Origin of the sequence: Lacrimispora sp. (genome assembly GCF_046972725.1) — a bacterium.
Classification (GTDB): Bacteria; Bacillota; Clostridia; order Lachnospirales; family Lachnospiraceae; genus Lacrimispora.
Genome location: NZ_JBKVXF010000001.1, coordinates 433,538 through 458,062 on the forward strand (window position 1 = coordinate 433,538; position 24,525 = coordinate 458,062).

Here is a 24,525-nt window from a genome sequence, read left to right on the forward strand (position 1 = left end):
CAAACAAAAAGCACCCCGAAACAATTATATTTCTGTTTCGGAGTGCCTGCATTTACAATTTTTATTTATAATCCGTTATTTAGTCTCTGCCTCTTTATTTTCCTCATAATCCGTAATTGCCGTGTTAATGCCAATGGCTTTATTCACAGGCATTACGAAACATACACCATGAAGCGGGGATTTCCACCCGGCCTTTTCTTTAATCCCATTCATGATTCTTTTTGCTGTGCCAGAGTCTACAAGAGTCAGAATAATTTCCTTTTCAGAATCAATCGTTATACCCAAAAAGGATTCATGATTGACTCCCTCTCCTCGTGCGTTTATTACCGTAGCACCGCCTGCGCCCTCTGCCCTTACAATATCCATGATTGTATCTGTATATCCGGCATTCACCACTATAAACAGGGCTTTTATTTGGTCGGAACATTCCATTTGATTCGTTTTCCTCCTAATATAAATAATTAAAATGACATTCCCGATATAGGCATCGTAAAAGCGATTCCAGTGTTGGGCTTTCCAAAGTCAAATTCATTTAGCAGCACTTCAAAAATAGCTTCTGTTTTATCTTTTGGTAATACCGAAGTCATAATAACTTTATTTTCTTCAGGTACCAAACCCAGCATATCTAACAGATAATTGGATTTTACAGTTCCCTTTCCATATATAGTATTGACAATTCTGTTATCAATGCTGCAGATTCGGCTTAATAAAGCATCCTTTTGTTTCCTGCCAGTAATAATAAACAGATATTCTATATTATCCATGCCCATCCTCCTCTACGTCAATATACGGTTCCGGTTCATATCCTGTTTCTTTCGGCATGCCTTCAAGAGAATCTTCTTCCGCCATCTGTGCTGCATAAAAGGATAATTCATCATACTTTTCTTCTTCGTATTTTTTATTTAGCTCCTGTACTTTTTTCAGCTTTCTGTTATAAAGCAGTCCCAAGGACTGAACTGCGATTAAGGGGGTTACTGAAATAAATGCAATGATTCCAAACCCATTGGTAAGCACTGATTGGGCTTCGCTTCCAGCTGTCAGGGCTATCGCCTGAGCCGCACCAAGGGTAAGCGGGGTTAAAAAAGCGGAGGTGAGCGCACCGCCGGTTACGCCTCCTGAGTCAAAGGCAAGACCAACAAACAGGGAAGAAGTCTTGATCATCATAATCAGGGAAACGGCATAAAGCGGTACCAAAAACCAGAGAATGTTGATCTGGGTCAAAATTTTCAGCATTGCGAACAAAGAAGCAAAACCAATTCCAATGGCTAAAGTAACCCGGATTGTCATCTTTTTAATATGACCATTGGTTATTTCCTCCAGCTGCTCTCCTAAAACGGTTACTGCCGGTTCTGACAAGGTAATGGCCGCACCCAGAATAAATCCCAGAGGAAGAAGAAGCCACTTAAACCACAGAGGGCGGGCTGCACTTAAAAACACCTCACCAATATACTTACCTGCAAACGCAAAACCGTAATCAATTCCTGATAAAAATATAAGCAGTCCCAGATACACTGGTACCACACCCAATATGGTTTTTATAAACTGCTTGCTCGGCAGTTTAATAATAAATAATTGAAACGGCAAAAAAACAACAAGAATCGGGATTAAAGCCATGGTAACGCCTGTAATATTCGATACAACGATCTTCACAAAACTTTCCGCACCACCCGGGTCATAGACTCCGGCAGGCGGTATACTGCCACCATAGATAATTTTTAATATAATACCATAGATAAATACCGCAATGATAGGACCTACCGAAGCGATGCCTATAATACCAAACATATCATCATTCGTTTTACGCCTTGACATGGTTGCTGAAATGCCCATTCCCAAAGCAAGAATGAAAGGAACTGAGATATCACCGGTAGTTGCTCCGCTTCCATCAAAAGCAAGCGCAACAAACTCCTCAGGGACGAAAATTACAATTAAAAATGTCATGGCATAAAGAATGGCAAAAGTAACCTTAATATTCATATCCCTGATAACACGATATAGGGCAAATCCGACGAACACACCCACTCCAGTGCTTAATATCCAGACAAAGGCGGTCTCATTGACCTCATTCATTGTCATATGCGTCTGACGGGCAAGTACTGCAAGTGCAGGCTCTGCAACTGTGGCAAGTATTCCAAACAGGATCCCGAACAAAATAATAAATATACCTTTATTAAATTTTACCAGCGAACTTCCTACAAGCTTTCCTATGGGCAAAATACTGGAATCCAGGCCAACCAGGAAAAAAGCCTGCCCAAATACCACACTTGCATAGCCTGCAAGCAACTTATAATAATCTTCCGGCTTCTCCATGGGAGCAACAAAGACGCAAACAAATATTATGATAAAAACAAGGGGGAGTGAAGATAAAAAAACTTCTTTTAAAGTACGTATTGTTTTCATATTTTTATTATATAAGAAATAAACAAAAAAGCAACTTTAATTTCATCACAGTACCTTATTTGTTAGCTCTTATACGCTTCTCCTTCTCTCATGTTTCAATTTATAGCTTCTTTTCTTTGCCGTGTACATTTTTTTATCTGCATCCCTTATCATCTCTTTTGCCGTAACAGGTGTCTCATCCATTGTCCGTATACCAAAAGAAAGGGTCAGCTTAATACTTTCATCTTTTGCACTGAGAGGGATATTTTCTGCTTCTTTTTGAATCCGTTCCATGATAAGCTGAGCTTCCTCTTCTTTTATACCGTTGAAACAGATCAGGAATTCATCTCCCCCATATCTGGCAGCCCAGGTATTCTCACAACCAACAGTCCTGAGAATTATCTCACTCACAGTCTTAATTGCCAGATCTCCTGCTTCATGACCATAAGAGTCATTGATGGCTTTGAAATTATCAATATCAATAAAGCAGACAGATAAGGGTTTGTGAGTCAGGGCAGACTTCACAATATCCGCCGGGAGACGCTCATCGATATACCGCCGGTTATAAAGTGAAGAAAGAGGGTCCTTTACAATTGCATCGTTAATTTCTCTAACATACTGAGTAAGCATTTCACTCTTGTTGTAATCCCCCTCTCCAATAAACATAGTATCTGTAACATTCTTAAAAAGCTCCAGTACCGCAGGCTGTCCAACATTTGTGATCGGAATTGCTGTTACCAGTAAAACGGCATTCAGATTCTTTTCCATCTTCACTAAACTTCTGTCTTCATTATACGACCTGATAGAAATACAATTATCACAAATCTTGTTATTTCCCCAATAACAGTAACAGATCTCATCGGTAGGAAACATGGAAGTATTTCTGAAATCCAAAACGATTTTATGGAGCGGGTCAATCAGGCGTACGGCATCATACATTTTATGAAAGAAATCCAATTTATCTTTTATTTCATCAAGAGTAATACTATCCATTTATCCTCCATAGATTAAAATTATTATTTAAAAATATAACAATTTGACATATTATGGTAACTGTTTTCTATTTTAACACATATTTTCTTATATTAACAACAAAAAAATCGCTTTATTTCACATATATAGCCTATTTGCATACAAATTATCAATCTTGTAACTATTTTTTAGTAGCAAAAAGCCTTCAGGTTAAATCCTGAAGGCTTATATGATGACCTATCCGAGAATCGAACTCGGGTTTCCGCCGTGAGAGGGCGGCGTCTTGACCGCTTGACCAATAGGCCAGTACAAATGTTAATTCGTACAGAATCGAGGCGACAAGATTCGAACTTGCGACCTCTGCGTCCCGAACGCAGCGCTCTACCAAACTGAGCCACGCCTCGATTACGTTAGGTAGTATAATATAAATCCTAACGTATGTCAACCTTATTTTCAAAATATTTTATTTTTTTTTAATAACTGGAAAAATTTCTAAAAGTTTCATAGATATTTTCCCGTTTCGTTTAGCCAAGATCAAAAAGAGAAAGCTGGTTGGATTCCGGCAATTCCCCCAGAAGTCCTAAATCTCCCATTAAATCGCATACCGTTTTACTGACCTTGGTACGGTTTCTGAAATCTTCTCTTGATAAGAAAGCACCGTCCTTGACCGCATCCACCACTGCATCGGCTGCCTTTTCACCCAAACCATCGATGCTGCTTAAGGAAGGCATCAGCTTTCCGTCAATGATCTGAAAATGTCTTGCCTTTGCCCGGTAAATATCAATGGGAATAAAGTCATATCCTCTGGCATACATCTCCTGTACAATCCTCATATCACGCAGGGTATCCAGTTCTTTTTTTGACAAGGTATCCATTCTCTTGCGGTAATCCGCCAGATAATGTTCCAGCTTTTCTCTTCCCTGGCACATCAGCTCATAACTGAATCCGTTTGCCCGAATGCTGAAAAAGGCAGCATAATATGCCAGAGGATAAAACACTTTGCAATATGCAATACGCCAGGCCATCATAACATAAGCCGCAGCATGTGCTTTGGGGAACATGTATTTTATCTTTTTACAGGACCAGATATACCAGTCAGGTACCCCATGAGCAGTCATTTCTTCTACCCATTCATCCTTTAGCCCTTTTCCTTTACGTACGCTCTCCATGATGGAAAAGGACAGTCCCTCTTCGATTCCCATAGAGATAAGGTATATCATGATATCATCACGGGTACAGATGGCAGTCTGAATGGTTGCTTTCCCTTCCTGAATAAGAGTCTGGGCATTTCCAAGCCATACATCCGTACCGTGGGCCAGACCTGCGATACGCACCAGATCGGAAAAATATTTAGGCTGGGTATCGATTAACATCTGCATGGCAAAATCTGTACCGAATTCAGGGACACCAAGGGCGCCTAATTTACATCCACCAATATCTTCCGGCGTGATTCCAAGGGCTTTCGTATTCTGGAATAAGGACATAACTTCCTGACTGTCCAGAGGAATATCCTTAACCGGATCAAAGCCAATCAAGTCCTGAAGCATACGGATCATCGTCGGATCGTCGTGTCCCAGAATATCAAGTTTCAGCAGGTTATGGTCAATGGAGTGGTAATCAAAATGAGTGGTTACCGTCATGGTCGTCATATCATTGGCAGGACGCTGGACCGGCGTAAAGGAATAGATTTCCTCCCCATGAGGAAGTACGATAATACCTCCCGGATGCTGTCCCGTAGTTCTCCTCACGCCAACACAGCCCTGGACGATCCGATTGATCTCACAGTTGCGTTTTCTCACTCCATGTTCTTCATAATAATTCTTCACATAGCCGTAAGCCGTCTTATCCGCCAGCGTACCAATAGTCCCTGCACGGAAGGTCTGACCTTTCCCGAATATGACCTCTGTATAGTCATGAGCCTTACTCTGATACTCTCCGGAGAAGTTTAAGTCAATATCCGGTTCCTTATCTCCCTTAAAGCCCAAAAAGGTCTCAAAGGGAATATCAAATCCGTCTTTTTCCAACGGGTGTCCGCACACCGGGCAAGTCTTATCAGGCATATCACAGCCTGCCATACCGGAAAACTTTTTCACCTCATCGGAATCAAAATCATAATAATGACAGGACTTACAATAATAATGAGGGCTTAAGGAATTGACCTCTGTAATACCTGACATGTAAGCCACAAAGGAAGAACCTACGGAACCACGGGAACCCACCAGGTATCCGTCTTCATTGGATTTCCAAACCAGCTTTTGGGCAATAATATACATAACAGCAAATCCATTGGAAATAATGGAGTTCAGTTCCCGTTCCAGACGCTCTGTAACTATAGCCGGAAGATTCTCTCCATATATGGCATGTGCCTTATCGTAGCAGATCTTTCTTAAGTCTTCATCTGAATTTTCGATGACCGGAGGACATTTATCCGGCCGGACCGGAGATATTCTTTCACACATATCTGCGATCTTTCTGGTATTTTTTATAACAACCTCTTCCGCCTTATTCGGTCCCAAATACTCAAATTCCTTAAGCATCTCTTCCGTTGTTCTCAGATACAAAGGAGCCTGATCATCAGAGTCCTTAAAGCCCTGTCCAGCCATAATAATTCTCCGGTAAACCTCATCTTCCGGATCGAGAAAATGTACATCACAGGTAGCACAGACCGGCTTTCCAAACTGTTCTCCCAAAGAAACGATTTTCTTATTAATGTCAATCAAATCCTGCTCCGTCTTTACTACACTTTTTTCATCCCGCAGCATAAATCCGTTATTGCCCAACGGCTGTATTTCCAGATAATCATAAAAATTCACCAGCTTCGCAATCTCCGCATCCGGTACTCCCCTTAAAAGCGCCTGATACAATTCTCCGGCTTCGCAGGCGGAACCAATGATAAGCCCCTCCCTGTACTTATTCAGAATACTTTTAGGAATTCTGGGTCTTCTGGCAAAATAATCAATATGAGAATAAGACACCAGCCGGTAAAGATTTACTCTTCCCACATCATTGGCCGCCAAAATGATAACGTGATGGGTAGGAAGTTTCTTGATCATGCTTGCAGACATGGTATTCAGCTGATTCAGTTCATCTAAAGTCTCCACGCCCCTGTCCCGGATCATCTTTACAAATGCTGTAAATATAAGAGCCGTACAGCCTGCATCATCGACCGCTCTATGGTGATTCTCCAATGAAATATTTAAGGCTTTGGCAACCGTATCAAGTTTATATCGGTTTAGATTGGGAAGCAGAAGTCTTGCAAGGGCAACCGTATCCATTACCGTCGGGTCGAACTCCAGTCCCAGCTGAGATGCATTATAGGCAATAAAGCTTACATCAAAGGAGGCATTATGTGCGACCAGAACCGCATCCGAACAGAACTCCAGAAACTGGGGAAGGATCTCCTTGATTCCCGGATAAGGCAGCACCATGTTGTCATTAATTCCGGTCAGCTTCTCTATTTCAAACGGAATGGGTACATCCGGGTTCACAAAGGTACTGTATTTGTCGATTACTTCCCCGTCCTTTACCTTCACTGCCCCGATTTCTATAATTCTGTTTTTAGAAGAGCTAAAACCGGTGGTCTCGATATCAAAGACCACAAAGGTATCCGATAATTTCTGGTTTCTTGAATTCTCTACCAACTGCTTTAAATCATCCACCAGATATCCTTCCACTCCATAAATAAGTTTAAAATCATCCCCCTTATCCAGAGCATGATTGGCATCGGGAAAGGACTGGACACAACCGTGATCGGTTATGGCAATGGCCGGCATTCCCCATTTTTTTGCTCTCTTAACAATGTCCTTTACCTCAGACACTCCATCCATATCACTCATCTTTGTATGACAGTGGAGCTCCACTCGTTTTTCCAGACTGTTGTCCATCCTTTTTCCGGTAAAATCTTCTGATTTCTTGATTCCGACCACCGATCCAAGGGTAAGCTCTCCATCAAATTTGTCTATGGTGGTAACACCCTTGATCCGGATAAAACTGCCCTGGACAACGGCAGCCTTTAAATCATCAAGCTGTTCTTCCTTTGCAAACATCTTTACGGTAATGGTATCTGTGAAATCAGTCACGTCAAAGATCATAATGGTCTTTCCGCTTCTTAATTCCCGGCTGTCAACCGTTAAAATCTTACCCCGAACCGTTACTTCTCCAATTTCTCCGTCGATTTTTTCGATTTCAATAATTTCTCCATCAAAATCACGGCCGTACAAAACATCTGGATTATCCGAACGTTTTGTATAAGAATTCCCGCCTTTTTTATAATCTTTCCATTCCTTTTTGACAAATTCCTTTTTGCCTGAATCAGTTTCTCCCGTCTTCCCGCTTTCTTTTTTCCCTCCCATGCGCAATCCCTGAGTCGGCTTATCCTGAACAAACGGGACGTCGGCCCCATCGTCTGCAGCCATGGCTTCCAGGTTTTTGCCAGCTGCCATAGAAGGCGGAATCTCTTCCTCACCATTAGAAACTTTCATGCCAAAAGAGGTACGGCTTACGATTTCCTCCACTTCCCTCTGCATCTGCAATTCTTTCTGCTTTGCCAGTTCATTGACTTTGGGCGCTGCATATTCATACTGCACTTCCAGAGGAAGACCGCATCGTTCAAAGAATATCTTTTCCAGTACCCGCTTTAATTCTCCCGCCTTTTCATGGGTGACAATGGTATCTTCCACAGTCATTTTAAGCAAATCCCGTTCCGGAAACTGGTATTTTGCCTTTCGGAACATGTTGTATTCGATAATGCTGTAATTTTTAAGTTCCATTAACAGGCTATCCCGGTATGCCTTTAAAAGTTTCTGAGGTGTATACTGTTCTGACAGCCGGAATCGCTCGATAATTTTCACACTAAGTTTCTTGGAAGGAAACAATTGCTCCTTGATTCCCTTTTCAAGACCATAGATATTCTGTTTATGTATCAGCCTTGGGCTTAAAAGATAAACACGAATAGAGCTTCTATCCCTGGTGCAAGTGACTTTCTCCACTTCCACCAGATTTAAAAGCTCTCTCAATTCTTCTGTAATATGTAAATTTGGAAATACCTCCAAAAATTTTTTTGCCATTCTATCACCTATTACATGCTCATAAGTTCTTCCTGCAGTGCCTCCAGAAGCTGATCTTCCGGAACCCTTCGGATAATTTCCCCTTTTTTTATAAGAAGACCTTCTCCGATTCCTCCGGCAATGCCCAGATCAGCCTCCTTCGCTTCTCCTGGTCCATTTACCACGCAGCCCATGACAGCCACTTTTACATCCAGATGATCAAATTTGGAAACCATTTCCTCTACTTTATTGGCCAGTGATATCAAATCAATCCGGGTTCTTCCACAGGTAGGGCAGGAAACGACTTCTACCCCGCCCCTCCTTAGACCCAGGGATTTTAAAATCAGCCTTGCTGTTCTTACTTCCTCTACCGGGTCACCCGTCAAAGAAACACGGATGGTATCTCCGATGCCTTCATGAAGAATAATGCCCAGACCTACAGAGGACTTTACGGTTCCTGATGCCAGAGTCCCTGATTCCGTAATGCCCACATGCAGAGGATAATCTGTCTGCACAGATATCAGTTCATGGGCTTTGACACACATAAGAACATCGGAAGACTTTATGCTGATAACAAGATTTTCATACCCCAGTTCTTCGATCATCCGAATCTTATCCAGAGCACTTTCTACAATGCCCTCTGCAGTCACTCCCCCGTATTTTTCAATGAGATTTTTCTCCAGAGAACCGCTGTTCACTCCTACACGAATGGGAATATCATATTCCTTTGCCTTTTCCACAACGGCACGCACCCGTTCTGCGTTTCCGATATTTCCCGGATTGATACGGATTTTATCTGCTCCAGATTCGATTGCAGCAATAGCCAGACGGTAATCAAAATGAATGTCTGCCACCAAAGGAATGGTGATCTGCTTCTTGATCTCCTTGACTGCCTTTGCTGCCTCTATATCAGGGACAGCAACCCGGATAATATCACAGCCGGCCTTTGTAAGTGCCTCAATCTGGCTGACCGTTGCATCGATATCCTGAGTCCTGGTGTTACACATGGATTGGATCAGAACCGGATTTCCTCCTCCGATGATTCTGTCGCCAATCCGAATCGCTCTTGTATGTTCTCGGTTCATACGTTCCTCCATTCTGCCTTCATATCCGCTTACGTAAACCGGTTAATATCATTAAATATAACAAAAACCATAAGAGCCATAAGGGCTGCCATACCGATCATATTGACCAGGCCCTCTTTATTCGGGTCCATTCGCTTTCCTCTGATGGCTTCAATGATCAGGAACAGGAGCCGTCCGCCGTCAAGAGCCGGAATCGGAAGCAGATTCATAACTCCCAGATTGGCACTGAGCAGAATACACATGCTGAGCACATTCATAATAGCCGCTTTAAAACTAACCGTAAGGCCGGCCTTAACGGAATCATCGATCATAACCACAATTCCCACCGGACCGCTCAAATCATTGACACTGGCCTTGCCGGAAAAGAGCATACCAAGACTTTTCACTGTCAGCTTCACATCGTATTCCATTTCCTTGTATCCGTATTTTATCAGTTCACCAACCGAGGATACCTTTGCGTTCTGAGGCGCGATCGTAATACCAATCAAATACTTCCCGTTTTCCTGGGAATATTCGGGCGTTACGGTTACCGTTTGAATACGGCCTGCTCCTGTGGATGGATCGACCCTTAAAAACTCCACCTTATTCATCTTTTCATCAGGCTTTAAAAGCTTGTAAAGAATGTATTCCCGGTACATGGATACACTTTCACCGTTAATTTTAAGAAGCTTATCGCCAGCCTGCATTCCTGCCGCATATGCTGGAGAATCTTTCGTTACCTCTTTTACATAGGTCATATCATAGCCGCTCATCCCTACCAGAATCATAGCAAGGAAAAATGCCAGTATAAAGTTAAATATGGGACCTGCCGCTATTACGGACATACGGGCCGGAATGGATTTATTCTGAAATGCCCCCTGGTCCGCATTATCCTCATCTTCTCCTAACATCATGCAGGAACCGCCCAGAGGTAAGGCTTTAATGGAATAAATGGTCCCTCCCTTTTTGAAATGGAGCAGCCTCGGCCCCATTCCTACGGAAAATTCCACCACTGTGATTCCATTCTTTTTTGCAAATAAAAAGTGACCTAATTCATGAATTAAAACAATCAGTCCGAATACCAGAATTGCTACGATAACACTGGACAATCTACCACCTGCTTTCTATATATTCATAAGCTGCTGCTTCCGCTTCGAGAATTTCTTCTACCGTCGGATTCTCTATTACAGTATGCCCGGCCATTGCTCCCTCTATCATATCGGTTATGGTAAGATATGAAATTTCTCTATTTAAAAATTTGGCAACTGCCCGTTCATTGGCAGCATTGAAAATTGTAGGAAGCGTTCCGCCTGTCTTTCCGGCCTGATATGCCAGTGAAAGCCCTGGAAAATTAACCATATCCGGTTCTTCAAAGGCAATCTGGCCAATGGTGCGGAAATCCAGACGGTCTCCCGGAAGAAATCTTCTTTCGGGATAATAAAGCGCATACTGAATCGGAAGTTTCATATCGGGTGTTCCCAACTGAGCCATTACTGCACCATCTTCAAATTCCACCATAGAGTGAATGACGCTTTTGGGCTGAATCACCACTTCAACCTGGTCCATCTCAACACCGAACAGCCATTTGGCCTCCATCACTTCAAGCCCCTTATTGACCATTGTAGATGAATCAATGGTAATCTTTCTTCCCATGGACCAGTTCGGATGATTTAAAGCATCTTCTACCTGTACCGTCTTAAGCTGGGCTCTGGTTTTACCTCTGAAAGGGCCGCCGGAAGCGGTAAGAAGAATTTTATGTATTGCATTTTTATCTTCACCGTTTAAACACTGGAAAATAGCACTGTGTTCACTGTCGACCGGCAGGATCTTAACTCCCCGCTCTTTTGCCAGCGGCATAATGATATGACCGGCAGTAACCAGAGTTTCCTTGTTCGCCAGGGCAATATCTTTTCCGGCTTCCATCGCTGCAATGGTCGGCCGGATTCCAATCATGCCCACAACTGCTGTTACTACGATATCCGCAGATACCTCTGTAGCAGCCTCAATCAAGCCTTCCATTCCCGAAACGATGCAGACCGGCAGATCCTTTACCAGTACTGCCAGCTCTCTGGCTTTATCTGTATCCCACACACATGCAAGTTTCGGTTTGAATTTTCTGATCTGCTCCTCCAACAGGCGGATGTTGCTGCCTGCCGCCAAAGCGGTTACTTCCATATCCCTTTGGTTTTCAATCACCTCCAGGGTCTGGGTTCCTATAGAACCTGTGGAACCTAAAATTGCTATTTTCTTCATCTTATGCTGTAAGCTCCTTTTCTTTTCCAACATTCCAGGCAGGAATTGCGCTCTATCGCAAAAATGTCACAGCCAGATAAATGGCCGGAGCAGTAAAAAGCATACTGTCAAAACGATCCAAAATTCCTCCGTGGCCCGGAATCAGCTTCCCATAATCCTTTACCTGATGATTCCGTTTAATAGCGGAAGCAGCCAGATCTCCCACCTGGGATATAATAGCTGCTATGGCACATGACAGGGAACAGGCCAACTGGGGATTGCGCATTTCCGTTATATAGGAACCGAACAATGTCGCATATATAAATCCCAGCAAAGCCGCTCCCAAAACGCCTCCGATTGCCCCTTCTATGGACTTCTTGGGACTGAGTACAGGCGCCAATTTATGTTTTCCCAAAAGCGTTCCCACACAATATGCACAGGTATCACTTCCCCAGGAACTTAAGAACACCAGCCATACCAGATACTTTCCATCAACCATGGCTCTTGCCTGATAGAGATAAGATAACATGACCGCTACATAAAACACTCCCAGAAATGATACCGACACTTCTTCCAGCTGATACTTTGGAAAAGTAAATACATAAACACTCATAAGGACCATTAAAAATCCAATGAACAGGAAAAGCATAAAGTTCTCTTTCTGGAACCATAATAATCCATAATACGCCAAAACAGTGAAATACCCCAAATACCCCAATAAATTCGCCTGTATCTTCAAGACACGATACAACTCAAACAAACCGATTATGGAAATAGTAATTGTAGTAACAAAAAGAAGGCTCCCTCCGCTTCCTACTGTTAAAAGCGCAATCAATAAAAGAATAATTCCACTTATCAGTCTGATTGCAAACATCGCGCTACCTCCCTCCGAATCACTTCACTCCCCCAAATCTTCGATCCCTGCTATTGTACGCCGAAATCGCCTTTTTCAATTCATCCATATTAAAATCAGGCCAATAGCAATCGGCAATGTAAAACTCTGTGTAGGCAAGCTGCCATAACAGGTAATTAGAAAGCCTCATTTCCCCGCTGGTTCGGATTAGCAGATCCGGGTCCGGAATATCTGCCGTATCCAGATAGGAAGAAAAGACCTTCTCACACATATCACCAGATGAAATTTTTCCATTATCTGCATCCTGCATAATACGTTTCACCGCACGCACGATCTCATCACGTCCGCCGTAATTGACTGCAATCACAAATGTCAGTCCGGTATTATCCCTGGTCTCTCTTACCAGTTTGTCGATTCCTTCCACAATATCCCGGTCAAACCGTTCCAGGTCACCGATCATCTTTACTCTTACATTGTTTTTTTTCGCAACTTTCAACAGTCTGACCATATAATAGCGGAACAGCTGCATAAGTGCTCCCACTTCATCAGAAGAACGCTTCCAGTTTTCCGTAGAAAATCCGTAAACCGTCAAGTACTTAATTCCAAGCCTTGCCGCATCTTCCACGGTCTTCTCTACGGTTACACAGCCCTCTTTGTGCCCCAGATTCCTGGGAAGTCCCCGTTTTTGGGCCCATCTGCCATTGCCATCCAGTATAATCGCAACATGCTCCGGTACTACCATATTCTGCATCTTATCATCCATATTAATCTGCTCCTTAAAAAACACAAAACAGGACAGGCGAAATGCCTGCCCCCTGTTAAAATTTTATACAGTAAGAAGATCTTTAGACTTCTCTTCAATCGCCTTATCTACCTGAGCAATCATTTTGTCTGTTAATTTCTGAATCTTATCCTCTGCAATTGCCTGCTCATCCTCAGAAATCTCCTCTGCTTTCAACTGTTTCTTAAAGGCATCATTGGCATCACGGCGGATATTACGGATGGCAACTTTTGCAGCTTCCCCTTTTTTCTTAACATCCTTTACCAGTTCTTTTCTTCGTTCTTCTGTCAGTTCCGGGAAAACAAGCCGGATTACATTTCCATCGTTGGTAGGATTAATTCCCAAATCAGATGTGAGAATTGCCTTTTCAATTGCCTTTAACAGACTTTTTTCCCATGGCTGAATTACAATCATGCGGGCTTCGGGAATTGTAACATTGCCTACCTGCTGAAGCGGTGTAGGGGTTCCATAATAATCCACTCTGATTTTGTCCAATACATGGGGGTTGGCACGTCCGGCCCGAATGGTCATAAAATCATTCTCCAGAGTTTTCAGTGTCTTGTTCATCTTTTCTTCGTAAACCTGTAAACTTTCCTGCATATCGTCCTCCTGGTTTATGCGGTAACGATGGTACCGTTTATTTTTCCCTGCATTGCATTGGCAATGCCATTCTCTTCATTTAAACTGAATACCGCAAGCGGCATCTTATTCTCCATGCACATGATGGAAGCGGTTAAATCAATAACCCCTAATTGCTTATCTATCACTTCCTGAATGGAAATCTTATCGTATTTCACTGCATCCGGATTTGTCTTTGGATCGCTGTCATATACTCCATCAATGGCCTTTGCCAAAAGAATGCAGTCTGCCTCCATTTCAATGGCACGCAGCGCAATTCCCGTATCTGTTGAAAAATAAGGATGTCCTGTTCCACCGGCAAAAAACACGACTTTACCCTCTGCAAAATATCTATTGGCTCTGTCCTTTGAAAAAAGTTCTGTCATGGAACCACACGGAAACGGTGTCAGAATCTCTGTATTCATCCCTGTGTTCCGAAAAATTTCCGAAACATAAATGCAGTTCATAATTGTAGCAAGCATACCGATCTGATCCGCTTTCGTCCGATCAATGGCATTGCTGGTTCTGCCTCTCCAAAAGTTTCCTCCGCCAATCACTATGCCTACTTCCACACCTGCATCAACGGATATCTTAACCTGCCGTGCAACCTCCTTAACAGTGGCTTCCTCATAGCCTGTCTTCCCGCAGCCCGCAAGAGCCTCGCCACTGAGCTTTAATAATACACGTCTTGGATTCATAGCATTAACTCTCCTGTATTCTTGTATTGTCTGAAAAGATTATAGCATACTTTTGGATGGTTGGAAAGAGGAAGTTTGCCTGCTTTCCTCTTCCGGGCACACCATAAAAATACCCGGGAATCAGCTCCCGGGTATTAAACGCCAGACCTTTTCTTATTCCATAACAGCATACTGGAAGAACCAGTATCCATATGGAGAATACCATGTCCCTTTTAGCTTAGGATTCTGCAGCCAGAATTCATTCCGGTAATTAAGGGGCGCAATTGCGGCATCTTCAAGAATCATATTTTCCGCCTCATGAAGTTTTTTATAATGCTCTGCAACATCATTCGTTGAATTGGCCTCATCAAGCAGCTTATCAAGCTCCGGATTGTTATAGCGAGCATTATTATTCCCACTTGTTGACTTTAACAGATTCAAAAGATTGGATGGATCATCATAATCCAGGCTCCATGCATCACGTGCAATCTGATAATCTCCTGCACGCCTGGTTGGTGTAAAGGTTGCCCATTCAACAATCTTTATATCCATAGTAATGCCAAGGGCCTCCTTCCAGCAGCTCTGCAGATACTCTGCTACCGGTTTGTTATAGCCGGCATCATTCGTCATATACTCAAATACAGGGAATCCCTTTCCGTCAGGATATCCGGCTTTAGCAAGCAGTTCTTTTGCCTTTGCAACATCGGCTTCATAGTCTTTAATATTAAAGAAATCGCCTCCGTTGTTCTTCCGGGTTACCTCCTCAAAATACGTTCCACCTTCTACATCAGAAACACCAGCAGGTACAAAATTTGCAGCCGGAGCACCGATTCCCTGCATAACCGTATTTGCAAGGTATTCCCGGTCAATTGCAAGACTTAAAGCTTTTCGCACATCAGGGTTATTAAACGGTTCTTTCTGATTCTGGAAATCTATATAAGAAATTCCCATGTTTGGCTCTACATGAAACTCTTCTTTATCTCTTAGGGCCGGTATCTCCTCGGTTGGAACATCCCTAATCATAGCCACTTCTCCAGTCTGGTAAGCACTGTAGGCCGCATTAGAATCTTCCATCAGAACAAATTTCAATGTGTTTAAAGTGATTTTATCTGCATTCCAGTAATTTTCATTCTTTGCAAAAGTTACATGAGAACCTGGAACCCACTCAATCATCTTTAAAGGACCGTTAGAGATATAAGTTTCCGGTTTTAAACTCCACTGCTCTCCATTTGCCTCTACAGTAGCCTTCTGTACGGGAACCATGGTCGCATGAGTAATAAGCTTTGGAAAATATACGCATGGCGCAGATAATTCTACCACAAAGGTTTTATCGTCTGGAGCAGAAACACCAAGAGCATCAATGTTTCCGGCAGCTGCTTCCTCATAACCTTTTACGTATCCAAGCATATCACCTGCATATGGAGCAGCCACATTTGGATCTGCAAGCCTTTTCCATGAGTAAACAAAATCATCGGCAGTCAACGGGGAGGCATCGCTCCACTTTAAACCATCACGTAGATGGAATGTGTAAGTAAGTCCGTCATCAGATACCTCGTAAGATTCTGCCTGTCCGGAAACAATCTTATTCTCCTGGTCAACAATCAGTAAGGTTTCAAATGCATGCATAATCATGTTCGCACTGTCAGAGGCACTATTTAAAGCAGGATCAATGGTTTCAGGATCCGGACCGATCTGTACCGCAAGATCAAGCCCTGTGGCCGATTCACCTGCCGGGGCAGCTGTTTCGCTGTTTGCTGCCGCACCTGTTGGTGGTTCCTCTGTCTTTTTACCGCCGCAAGCGGTAAGAAGCATGCAGGATGTCATAATTGCAGCTAATACAAGTAATAATTTTTTCATACTCTTTCCTCCCGTTAATATAATATTTATCAGAGCAGCAGCATTTTAAATAGCCGCTATCCTACTGTTTTTTGAAATCCCATTATAGCCATCAAAGATATCAAAATACACTCACCTGCCTGAATAAAACAGTACCCCAGGAAACTATTTGTTCCAAACAAGGACTTTTTGACAAAAGAAAGAGCATAATATATATTCCTATATATCTTGCTCTCTCTTTTGCATTTACCTCAATACCTTCAAAAGATATTTGAGCTTATTGCCACGTATTTATAAATTAAATCCCTGCATTTATTCCATGGTAGCATACTGGAAGAACCAGTAACCGTATGGAGAATGCCATGTTCCTTTTAACTTTGGATCTTGTAACCAGAAGTCATTGTAATATGCAACTGGTGCAATTGCTGCATCTTCAAGAATCATATTCTCTGCTTCATGAAGTTTTTCATAATGCTCATTAACATCAGCCGTTGAGTTTGCTTCGTTAAGCAGCTTATCAAGCTCCGGATTGATGTATTTTGCATTATTGTTACCGCTGGTTGACATCATTAAGTTTAACATGTTGGAGGGATCATCATAATCATATACCCATCCATCACGGGCTGCCTGATAATCTCCGGCACGACGGGTTGGGGTAAAGGTAGCCCACTCAACAACCTTGATGTCTACATTAATACCAAGTGTCTCTTTCCAACAGTTCTGTAAATATTCAGCAACAGGTTTATGATAGCCTGCATCGTTGATCATATATTCGATCGTAGGAAAACCTTCCCCATTGGGATAGCCTGCTTTTGCAAGAAGCTCTTTTGCCTTTGCAACATCTGCTTCATAATTGGCTGGGTCAAAATAATCCTTACCGTTTCTCTCCTTAGTAACATCCTGGAAGAAGCTTCCTGGTTCCGCATCGGAAACACCAGGTCCAACAAAATTGGTTGCCGGAGTATAAGTTCCCTGCATTACTGTATTAGCCACATAATCGCGGTCAATGACAAGGCTTAATGCCTTACGGACATCAGGGTTTGTAAAAGGTTCTTTCTGGTTCTGGAAGTCTAAGTAGTAAGTACCCATGATAGGCTCCACATGAAAATCTTCTGTTCCTTTCAGACTCGGAACTTCTTCTGTCGGAGGCTCCTTAATCATGGAAACTTCTCCAGTCTGGTAAGCACTGTAAGCCGCATTGGGATCTTCCATAAGAACGAACTTCAGCGTATTCAACGTAACTTTATCTGCGTCCCAGTAATTTTCATTCTTAGCGAATGTGATATGAGATCCGGGAACCCACTCAATCATCTTTAACGGGCCATTGGAAACGTATGTTTCCGGCTTTAAGGTCCACTGTTCACCATTGGCTTCAATAGTTGCTTTTTCAACCGGTACCATGGAAGCATGTGTAACCAGTTTTGCAAAATATACGCAAGGAACAGATAACTCAACAACAAATGTGTTGTCATCCGGTGCGGATACGCCAAGAGCATCTAAGTTTCCTTTTGCTGCATCTTCATAGCCTTTTATATATCCAAGCATATCAGCCGCATACGGAGCCGCTGTATTAGGATCTGCCAATCTCTTCCATGAATATACGAAATCTTTAGCCGTCAATGGTGTACCATCGCTCCATTTTAAACCGCTGCGAAGTTTAAAAGTATAAGTCAGGCCATCCTCAGATACTTCATAGGATTCTGCCTGCCCTGGTACAATCTTATTTTCGGAATCCACAATCAACAAGGTCTCAAAAGCGTGAACGATCATATTAGCGCCGTCAACTGCACTATTTAAAGCAGGATCGATGGTCTCCGGATCCGGGCCAATTCGAACCGCAAGATCAAGTCCATTGGTTGTCCCTCCTTCTGGGGCAGTCGTCTCCCCATTTGAAGCAACTGTGGTAGCGTCCGCAGATGGCTGAGCATTCTTACTGCCGCCACATGCGGTAAGAATCATGCCTGTAGCCATAACAGCCGCTAATAAAAGTGACACTTTTTTCATAGTTTTTCCTCCTATAAAATAATTTTTATCAGCGCAGTAGCACTTATCCGGCCACTGCGCTGATCGATTCCACTAGCATACCATAAAAGCAGGAAAATAGCAATGTTATTTTAATTCACCCGATCGAGATGGTGGCATGCAGCATAATGTCCGCTGGACACTTCTTTCCATTCAGGCTCCTGAGCAGCACAAAGCTCATCTGCATACGGACACCGTGTACGGAAGCGGCATCCGGAAGGCGGATTAACAGGGCTTGGCACATCTCCCTCTAACACGATTCGTTTGGATTCACGGCTTATCTTAGGATCAGCAATCGGAATCGCCGAAATCAGGCTCTTGGTGTAAGGGTGAAGGCTGTGGAAAGTCAGCTCATAGCTGTCTGCCAGTTCTACCATCTTACCAAGATACATAACCCCGATCCGGTTTGAAATGTGCTTTACAATGGAAAGGTCATGGGCAATAAATAAATAGGTAAGGCCACGCTCTTCCTGAAGCTGTTCAAACATATTGACAACCTGTGCCTGAATGGAAACATCCAGTGCGGAAACCGGCTCATCGCAAACAATAAACTTGGGATCTACTGCCAAAGCCCGGGCAATACCAACACGCTGACGCTGCCCGCCTGAAAATTCGTGAGGGTAACGGTTTGCATGTTCTGAATTAAGGCCCACGGTAGAAAGAACAGAAATAATCTGCTCCTGACGGTCCTTTTTATTGGCTGCCATATGGTGAATATCAATCGCTTCCCCAATGATATCCCCAACGGTCATCCGGGGATCCAGACTTGCATACGGATCCTGAAAAACGATCTGCATCTTCTGACGGTAAGGAAGCATATTTACTTTTGTAATGTCTTTTCCGTCAAAAAAGATCTTTCCTGATGTAGGTTCATAAAGACGAAGCAGCGTACGGCCTGTGGTGGTTTTTCCACAACCGGATTCTCCCACCAGCCCCAGTGTCTCCCCTTTTTTTATTCCAAAAGATACGTTATCTACAGCTTTTACAACCTTTTTTTCAAATAATTTACTGCCGGAAACAGGGAAATACTGCTGTAAATTCTGCACTTCTACAAGATATTTATTGTCCATCATGCGTCTCCCTTCTGTGCCTGTTGTTTTTCAAATTCTTTCTTTTGAAGAAGCCAGCAAGCACTGTAATGAATATCCGACACATCAGTATACGGCGGCATTTCACGCAGACAGATCTTCATGCAGGCCCTGCATCTGGGCGCAAAGGGACAACCAGCCGGCGGATTCAGCATATCCACAGGGCTTCCCTCGATCGGAACCAGCTTGTTATGCTCTTTTTCCGTAAGTTTTGGGATGCTTCGAATCAGACCCTTGGTATATTCATGGCTTGGATTATAAAAAATATCATCCGTATCGCCATACTCGATAACCTTGCCCGCATACATGACTGCAATGCGGTCACACATATTTGCAACAACACCCAAATCATGGGTAATCATAATAATCGCCATACCCAGCTTTTCTTTCAGCTCCATCATCAATTCCAGAATCTGTGCCTGAATGGTAACATCCAAAGCTGTGGTAGGTTCATCTGCGATTAAAAGTTTCGGTTCACACGCCAGGGCAATGGCGATCATAACACGCTGACGCATACCGCCGGAAAGTTCATGAGGATACTGCTTTAAACGCTTTTCCGGCTCGTTGATTCCAACCAGGGTAAGAAGCTCTTTTGCTCTTTCATTGGCCTGCTTTTTATCCTTGTTTGTATGAAGCATAATTACTTCGCATATCTGATTACCAATGGTAAAAACAGGATTTAAGCTGGTCATCGGATCCTGGAAAATGATAGAAATTTCATTACCGCGAATTTTTCTCATTTCCTTTTCCGTCATCTTCTCGATCTGATGTCCGTTAAACATTAAAGATCCGCCGATTAAACGGCCCGGATAAGCCGTAAGGCCCATAAGACTGTATGCCGTTACGGATTTACCAGAACCGGACTCACCAACAATTCCCAAAACCTCTCCCTCTTTAAGATGAAGAGATACATTATTTAAAGCCTTAACTTCCCCTGCCGGAGTAAAGAAAGAAAGACGTTCATTCTCAATATTAACTAAATATTCACTCATTAATTCTCTCCTCCTTTAATCTTTCAGTTTTGGATCAAATGCATCACGAAGACCATCACCCAGCAGGTTGAAGCTCAAAATAATTACAGAAATCATTAGGGCCGGCGCAAACAGGCGGTGAGGATAGCTTTGAAGACCATTTAACGCAGCACTTGCAAGACTTCCTAATGAAGGCATAGGTGCCGCAACACCAAGGCCGAGAAAGCTTAAAAAGCTCTCTGTAAAGATAGAAGAAGGAATCTGTAGTGTTGTGGTTACGATCAAAGTACCGATACAGTTCGTAAGCAGATGCTTCCGGATAATATGTCCGCTGGATGCTCCAAGAGCTCTTGCAGCCGTAACATATTCCTGCTCTTTAAGTATCAGAATCTGGCTTCTTACAATACGGGCCATACCTACCCAATAAAGCAGTGCAAATACCACAAAAATACTGATCAGGTTTACACCGATTACCTGAATCCACTCAAAGCCGGGTTTTTGCGCCAGTGCCTTTAACGGTTGATCAAATGCAACCGACAGCAATACGATAATCAGAATATCAGGCACTGTATATATCATATCAACAATACGCATCATGATCATATCAACCCACCCGCCAAAGAAACCGGCAACGGCACCGTAAACGGAACCAATGATGAGAATAATCGCAGAAGCAACCAGACCTACAATAAGAGAGACCCGGCTACCCATCATAACACGGACTGCATAATCACGGCCTAAGTTATCAGTTCCCAGAATATGGGGAAAAACACTCTCTCCTGCATCTATGGCCTGCAGTTCTTTTTCAGAATACTGCATTGGGGAAAGATTTTCACTTCCTCTTATCTGCTGTTCATAGCTATACGGATAGAACTGAGGTACTATAAATGAAAAAATAAAAACCAAGAGAATCACAACTATGCTGACCATAGCAATTTTATTCTTTTTAAGCCGTCTGATTCCATCTTTCCAGAATCCGACGCTTTTCCGCATGACGGTTAAACTTTCTTTTTCCGCATCACTTGCCGGGAGAAAGTCTTCCACATTAACCTGTAATGATAATTTATTCTTTGGCATCCTCTTTCTCCTTTCTCTTATTTCAGATTAATACGCGGATCGATAAACTTGTAGGCAACATCGACCAGCACATTCATGATAACCATCAAAGTAGCAAGGAAAATAGTTGTACCCATAATAAGAGGATAATCACGGCCAGTAATGGAACCGATGAACTCAGAACCCAAGCCCGGAATCGTAAATATCTTCTCAACAATAAAACTTCCTGTTACAGTATAGGCTAAAAGCGGTCCTAAGTATGTAACTACAGGAAGAATCGCATTACGAAGTGCATGCTTGAAAATGCTCACTATCTGAGAAAGACCTTTTGCGCGGGCAGTTCTCATATAATCCTGTCCCATAACGTCTAGCATGGATGACCGCATCAAGCGTGCAATATAGGAAGAAGGATAAAGAGCAAGCGCTATAACCGGCATAATATAGTTTTTCCACGAAGCCAGACCATAGGTAGGCAAAAGCCCCAATTCTAAGCTCAAAACATACATCAGGATCGTACATATTACAAAACTCGGCACCGCAATCCCGCATGTACTGAATATAATAATAACATTATCTACAACAGTTCCTCTTTTAAATGCTGCTACGCTTCCTAAAGGAACACCAATGCAGACAGCCGTTAATATTGCAATTCCGCCAATCCTTGCTGATACCGGAAACTTTGCTCCAATAATCATATTGACTGTACGTCCACGCTGCTTCACGCTTAATCCTAAATCTCCATGAAGCAAATCTTTCATGTAAGTTACATACTGTTCTCCCAACGGTTTGTCCAGCCCATACTTTTCATTTAAGGCAGCCTGTGCCTGGGGGCTGATCGCCTTTTCCGACATGAAAGGACCGCCCGGCACCATGTTCATGACAAAGAACGTAACCGTTGCAACAGCGAAAATTGTTATAACCGCCATAGCGATTCGCTTAATTATATACTTAGCCACTTTCGTCAACTCCTTTGGTATTGTGATGTCCGCACAATATGGAAACATTTGTTAATGGTGAACGGACACTATTTTAATAGAAAAATCCCATGGATACCCATGGGATTCGCCCCAGAATCCTGTTGAAACTACTGCATCTGTCTTGCAACTTCGTCTGCAAAGTTCTCTTCTTTCTTCTCAAGACCCTCGCCGGTTTCAAAACGTACAAACTTCTTCACTTCTACCTTGCCGCCAACTTCTTTGGAAACCTGCTCTAAATATTTACCAACGGTTAAATCACCATCTTTTACATATGCCTGATCAACCAGACAGAACTCTTTTAATTCTTTGTTTAAACGTCCAACGATCATCTTTTCAATAATGTTATCTGGTTTGTCCGGATTTTCATTCTTAGCCTGAAGCTTTAAAATTTCTGTCTCATGATCAATAAATTCCTGTGGAATTTCATCTCTCTTAACATACTTTGGTGCTAATGCCGCAATCTGCATAGCTACATTCTTTAAGGCTTCTTTTACAGTATCATTAACCACTTCTGCGCCAGCCTCAATAATAACACCGATTCTTCCGCCGCCATGGTTGTAATCTACAACAACGCCATCTGTAACGATTTTCTCAAATCTTCGGATGCTCATATTCTCGCCGATTACAGAAATCTGGCTGGATAATACCTGTGCAACGGTTAAAGAATTGTCTTTTGCCCATTTCTCTTCAAGAAATGCTTCCATATCTTTTGATTCGGAAGCAAGTACCTGAGCAGCTACATCTGCTACATAGCCCTGGAACTGAGCGTTCTTTGCAACAAAGTCAGTCTCGCTGTTTACTTCTACGATTGCTCCTGATTTTCCATCTTCGCTAATGATTGTAGCAACAATTCCTTCTGCTGCAATTCTTCCTGCCTTTTTGGATGCAGCTGCAAGTCCTTTTTCTCTTAAGAACTCTACTGCCTTGTCCATATCACCATCTGTCTCTGCAAGAGCTTTCTTGCAGTCCATCATACCTGCACCAGTCATTTCTCTTAATTCTTTTACCATTCCAGCCGTTACTGCTGCCATTGATTTTCCCTCCATCTATATCATATTATCGTTTATATTCTACTTGATATTGTACAAACCTTTTCCCAGTAAAAAGAATGCTTCGACCCGCTTATCAAAGCAGGTCGAAGCATTCAATCGCCTGAATTATTAAGCTTCTACAGTCTCTTCTGTTTCCTGAGCTGCTTCTGCTTCCTCAGCTACTGCTTCGCCCTGGTTTGCTTCGATTACTGCGTCTGCCATCTTGGATACAATCAACTTAACGGCTCTGATCGCATCATCATTACCCGGAATTACAAAATCAAGTTCCTCAGGATCACAGTTTGTATCAGCAATACCGATTAATGGAATACCCAGATTATGGGCTTCCTGAACACAGATTCTTTCCTTCTTAGGATCAACAACAAAAATTGCATCCGGAATCTTCTTCATTTCTTTAATTCCGCCTAAGTTTCTCTCTAATTTATCCCACTCTTTCTTAAGAGCAATAACTTCTTTCTTAGGAAGTACATCAAATGTACCATCCTGAGACATAGTCTCAATTTGTTTCAATCTGGCTACTCTGGACTGAATTGTCTTGAAGTTTGTCAGCATTCCGCCAAGCCATCTTTCATTAACAAAATACATACCGCAACGCTCTGCTTCAGACTTGATTGCATCCTGAGCCTGCTTCTTTGTTCCTACGAAAAGGATCTTACCGCCCTCTGCAGCAATGTCAGAAATTGCTTTATACGCTTCGTCTACTTTTACAACAGATTTCTGTAAGTCAATGATATAGATACCATTTCTCTCTGTGTAAATATAGGTGGCCATCTTAGGGTTCCATCTTCTGGTCTGATGACCAAAATGTACGCCAGCTTCTAAAAGCTGCTTCATCGAAATAACGCTCATGTTATTACCTCCATTGGTTTTTACTTCCGCCTGCTTCTCATACTTCCCGGGAG

At 42.7% G+C, this 24,525-nt stretch carries 20 protein-coding genes and 2 tRNA genes; all 22 read right to left on the bottom strand.

Going from position 1 to position 24,525, the window contains the following annotated elements:
- Positions 1 to 75: 75 nt before the first annotated feature.
- The 22 genes from ACLTWA_RS02140 to rpsB all read right to left on the bottom strand — a co-directional run bounded on the left by ACLTWA_RS02140 (position 76) and on the right by rpsB (position 24,472).
- On the bottom strand, positions 76 to 432 hold the full coding sequence (locus ACLTWA_RS02140; RefSeq protein WP_412325898.1) for a P-II family nitrogen regulator: 357 nt from the start codon (positions 430 to 432) through the stop codon (positions 76 to 78).
- Positions 433 to 461: 29 nt separating this feature from the next.
- Positions 462 to 764, bottom strand: a complete 303-nt coding sequence (locus ACLTWA_RS02145; RefSeq protein ID WP_412325899.1) for a hypothetical protein — start codon at positions 762 to 764, stop codon at positions 462 to 464.
- Complete coding sequence (locus ACLTWA_RS02150; RefSeq protein WP_412325900.1) at positions 757 to 2,400, bottom strand: DUF1538 domain-containing protein; 1,644 nt, start codon at positions 2,398 to 2,400, stop codon at positions 757 to 759. Before ACLTWA_RS02150 ends, ACLTWA_RS02145 begins: the two co-directional genes overlap by 8 nt.
- A 69-nt stretch (positions 2,401 to 2,469) precedes the next feature.
- Entirely contained in the window at positions 2,470 to 3,372 is a 903-nt protein-coding gene (locus ACLTWA_RS02155) for a GGDEF domain-containing protein (RefSeq protein WP_412325901.1), read from the bottom strand.
- Positions 3,373 to 3,584: 212 nt separating this feature from the next.
- Positions 3,585 to 3,656, bottom strand: a tRNA-Glu gene (locus tag ACLTWA_RS02160).
- 25 nt (positions 3,657 to 3,681) lie between these two features.
- Positions 3,682 to 3,755, bottom strand: a tRNA-Pro gene (locus tag ACLTWA_RS02165).
- A 120-nt stretch (positions 3,756 to 3,875) separates the two neighbouring features.
- Positions 3,876 to 8,417 carry a PolC-type DNA polymerase III gene (locus tag ACLTWA_RS02170; protein WP_412325902.1) on the bottom strand — a complete coding sequence of 1,514 codons (4,542 nt, stop codon included), beginning with the start codon at positions 8,415 to 8,417 and terminating at the stop codon, positions 3,876 to 3,878.
- Between the two features lie 11 nt (positions 8,418 to 8,428).
- Entirely contained in the window at positions 8,429 to 9,493 is a 1,065-nt protein-coding gene (gene ispG / locus ACLTWA_RS02175; RefSeq protein ID WP_412325903.1) for a flavodoxin-dependent (E)-4-hydroxy-3-methylbut-2-enyl-diphosphate synthase, read from the bottom strand.
- 17 nt (positions 9,494 to 9,510) lie between these two features.
- A complete protein-coding gene (gene rseP / locus ACLTWA_RS02180) occupies positions 9,511 to 10,569 on the bottom strand; it encodes an RIP metalloprotease RseP (RefSeq protein WP_412325904.1) in 1,059 nt (352 codons plus the stop codon).
- A gap of 1 nt (position 10,570) precedes the next feature.
- A complete protein-coding gene (locus ACLTWA_RS02185; protein WP_412325905.1) occupies positions 10,571 to 11,713 on the bottom strand; it encodes a 1-deoxy-D-xylulose-5-phosphate reductoisomerase in 1,143 nt (380 codons plus the stop codon).
- 52 nt (positions 11,714 to 11,765) lie between these two features.
- Positions 11,766 to 12,566, bottom strand: a complete 801-nt coding sequence (locus ACLTWA_RS02190) for a phosphatidate cytidylyltransferase (RefSeq protein WP_412325906.1) — start codon at positions 12,564 to 12,566, stop codon at positions 11,766 to 11,768.
- A 19-nt stretch (positions 12,567 to 12,585) separates the two neighbouring features.
- A complete protein-coding gene (locus ACLTWA_RS02195; RefSeq protein WP_412325907.1) occupies positions 12,586 to 13,308 on the bottom strand; it encodes an isoprenyl transferase in 723 nt (240 codons plus the stop codon).
- Positions 13,309 to 13,371: 63 nt separating this feature from the next.
- Positions 13,372 to 13,926: a ribosome recycling factor gene (gene frr / locus ACLTWA_RS02200; RefSeq protein WP_412325908.1), complete on the bottom strand. Its 555-nt coding sequence runs from the start codon at positions 13,924 to 13,926 to the stop codon at positions 13,372 to 13,374.
- A 14-nt stretch (positions 13,927 to 13,940) separates the two neighbouring features.
- Positions 13,941 to 14,642, bottom strand: coding sequence for a UMP kinase (pyrH, locus tag ACLTWA_RS02205; protein WP_412325909.1), 702 nt, complete (start codon positions 14,640 to 14,642; stop codon positions 13,941 to 13,943).
- A gap of 153 nt (positions 14,643 to 14,795) precedes the next feature.
- Complete coding sequence (locus tag ACLTWA_RS02210; RefSeq protein WP_412325910.1) at positions 14,796 to 16,478, bottom strand: peptide ABC transporter substrate-binding protein; 1,683 nt, start codon at positions 16,476 to 16,478, stop codon at positions 14,796 to 14,798.
- A 291-nt stretch (positions 16,479 to 16,769) separates the two neighbouring features.
- Complete coding sequence (locus tag ACLTWA_RS02215; RefSeq protein ID WP_412325911.1) at positions 16,770 to 18,461, bottom strand: peptide ABC transporter substrate-binding protein; 1,692 nt, start codon at positions 18,459 to 18,461, stop codon at positions 16,770 to 16,772.
- Positions 18,462 to 18,571: 110 nt separating this feature from the next.
- Positions 18,572 to 19,549 (bottom strand): ABC transporter ATP-binding protein, encoded by a 978-nt coding sequence (locus tag ACLTWA_RS02220; RefSeq protein ID WP_412327164.1) that lies wholly within the window; start codon positions 19,547 to 19,549, stop codon positions 18,572 to 18,574.
- Positions 19,549 to 20,559, bottom strand: a complete 1,011-nt coding sequence (locus tag ACLTWA_RS02225) for an ABC transporter ATP-binding protein (RefSeq protein WP_412325912.1) — start codon at positions 20,557 to 20,559, stop codon at positions 19,549 to 19,551. Before ACLTWA_RS02225 ends, ACLTWA_RS02220 begins: the two co-directional genes overlap by 1 nt.
- Before the next feature lie 15 nt (positions 20,560 to 20,574).
- On the bottom strand, positions 20,575 to 21,615 hold the full coding sequence (locus tag ACLTWA_RS02230) for an ABC transporter permease (RefSeq protein ID WP_412325913.1): 1,041 nt from the start codon (positions 21,613 to 21,615) through the stop codon (positions 20,575 to 20,577).
- Between the two features lie 17 nt (positions 21,616 to 21,632).
- On the bottom strand, positions 21,633 to 22,550 hold the full coding sequence (locus ACLTWA_RS02235; RefSeq protein WP_412325914.1) for an ABC transporter permease: 918 nt from the start codon (positions 22,548 to 22,550) through the stop codon (positions 21,633 to 21,635).
- Between the two features lie 128 nt (positions 22,551 to 22,678).
- Entirely contained in the window at positions 22,679 to 23,602 is a 924-nt protein-coding gene (gene tsf / locus ACLTWA_RS02240) for a translation elongation factor Ts (RefSeq protein ID WP_412325915.1), read from the bottom strand.
- Positions 23,603 to 23,731: 129 nt separating this feature from the next.
- Entirely contained in the window at positions 23,732 to 24,472 is a 741-nt protein-coding gene (gene rpsB, locus ACLTWA_RS02245) for a 30S ribosomal protein S2 (protein ID WP_412325916.1), read from the bottom strand.
- Positions 24,473 to 24,525: the final 53 nt, after the last annotated feature.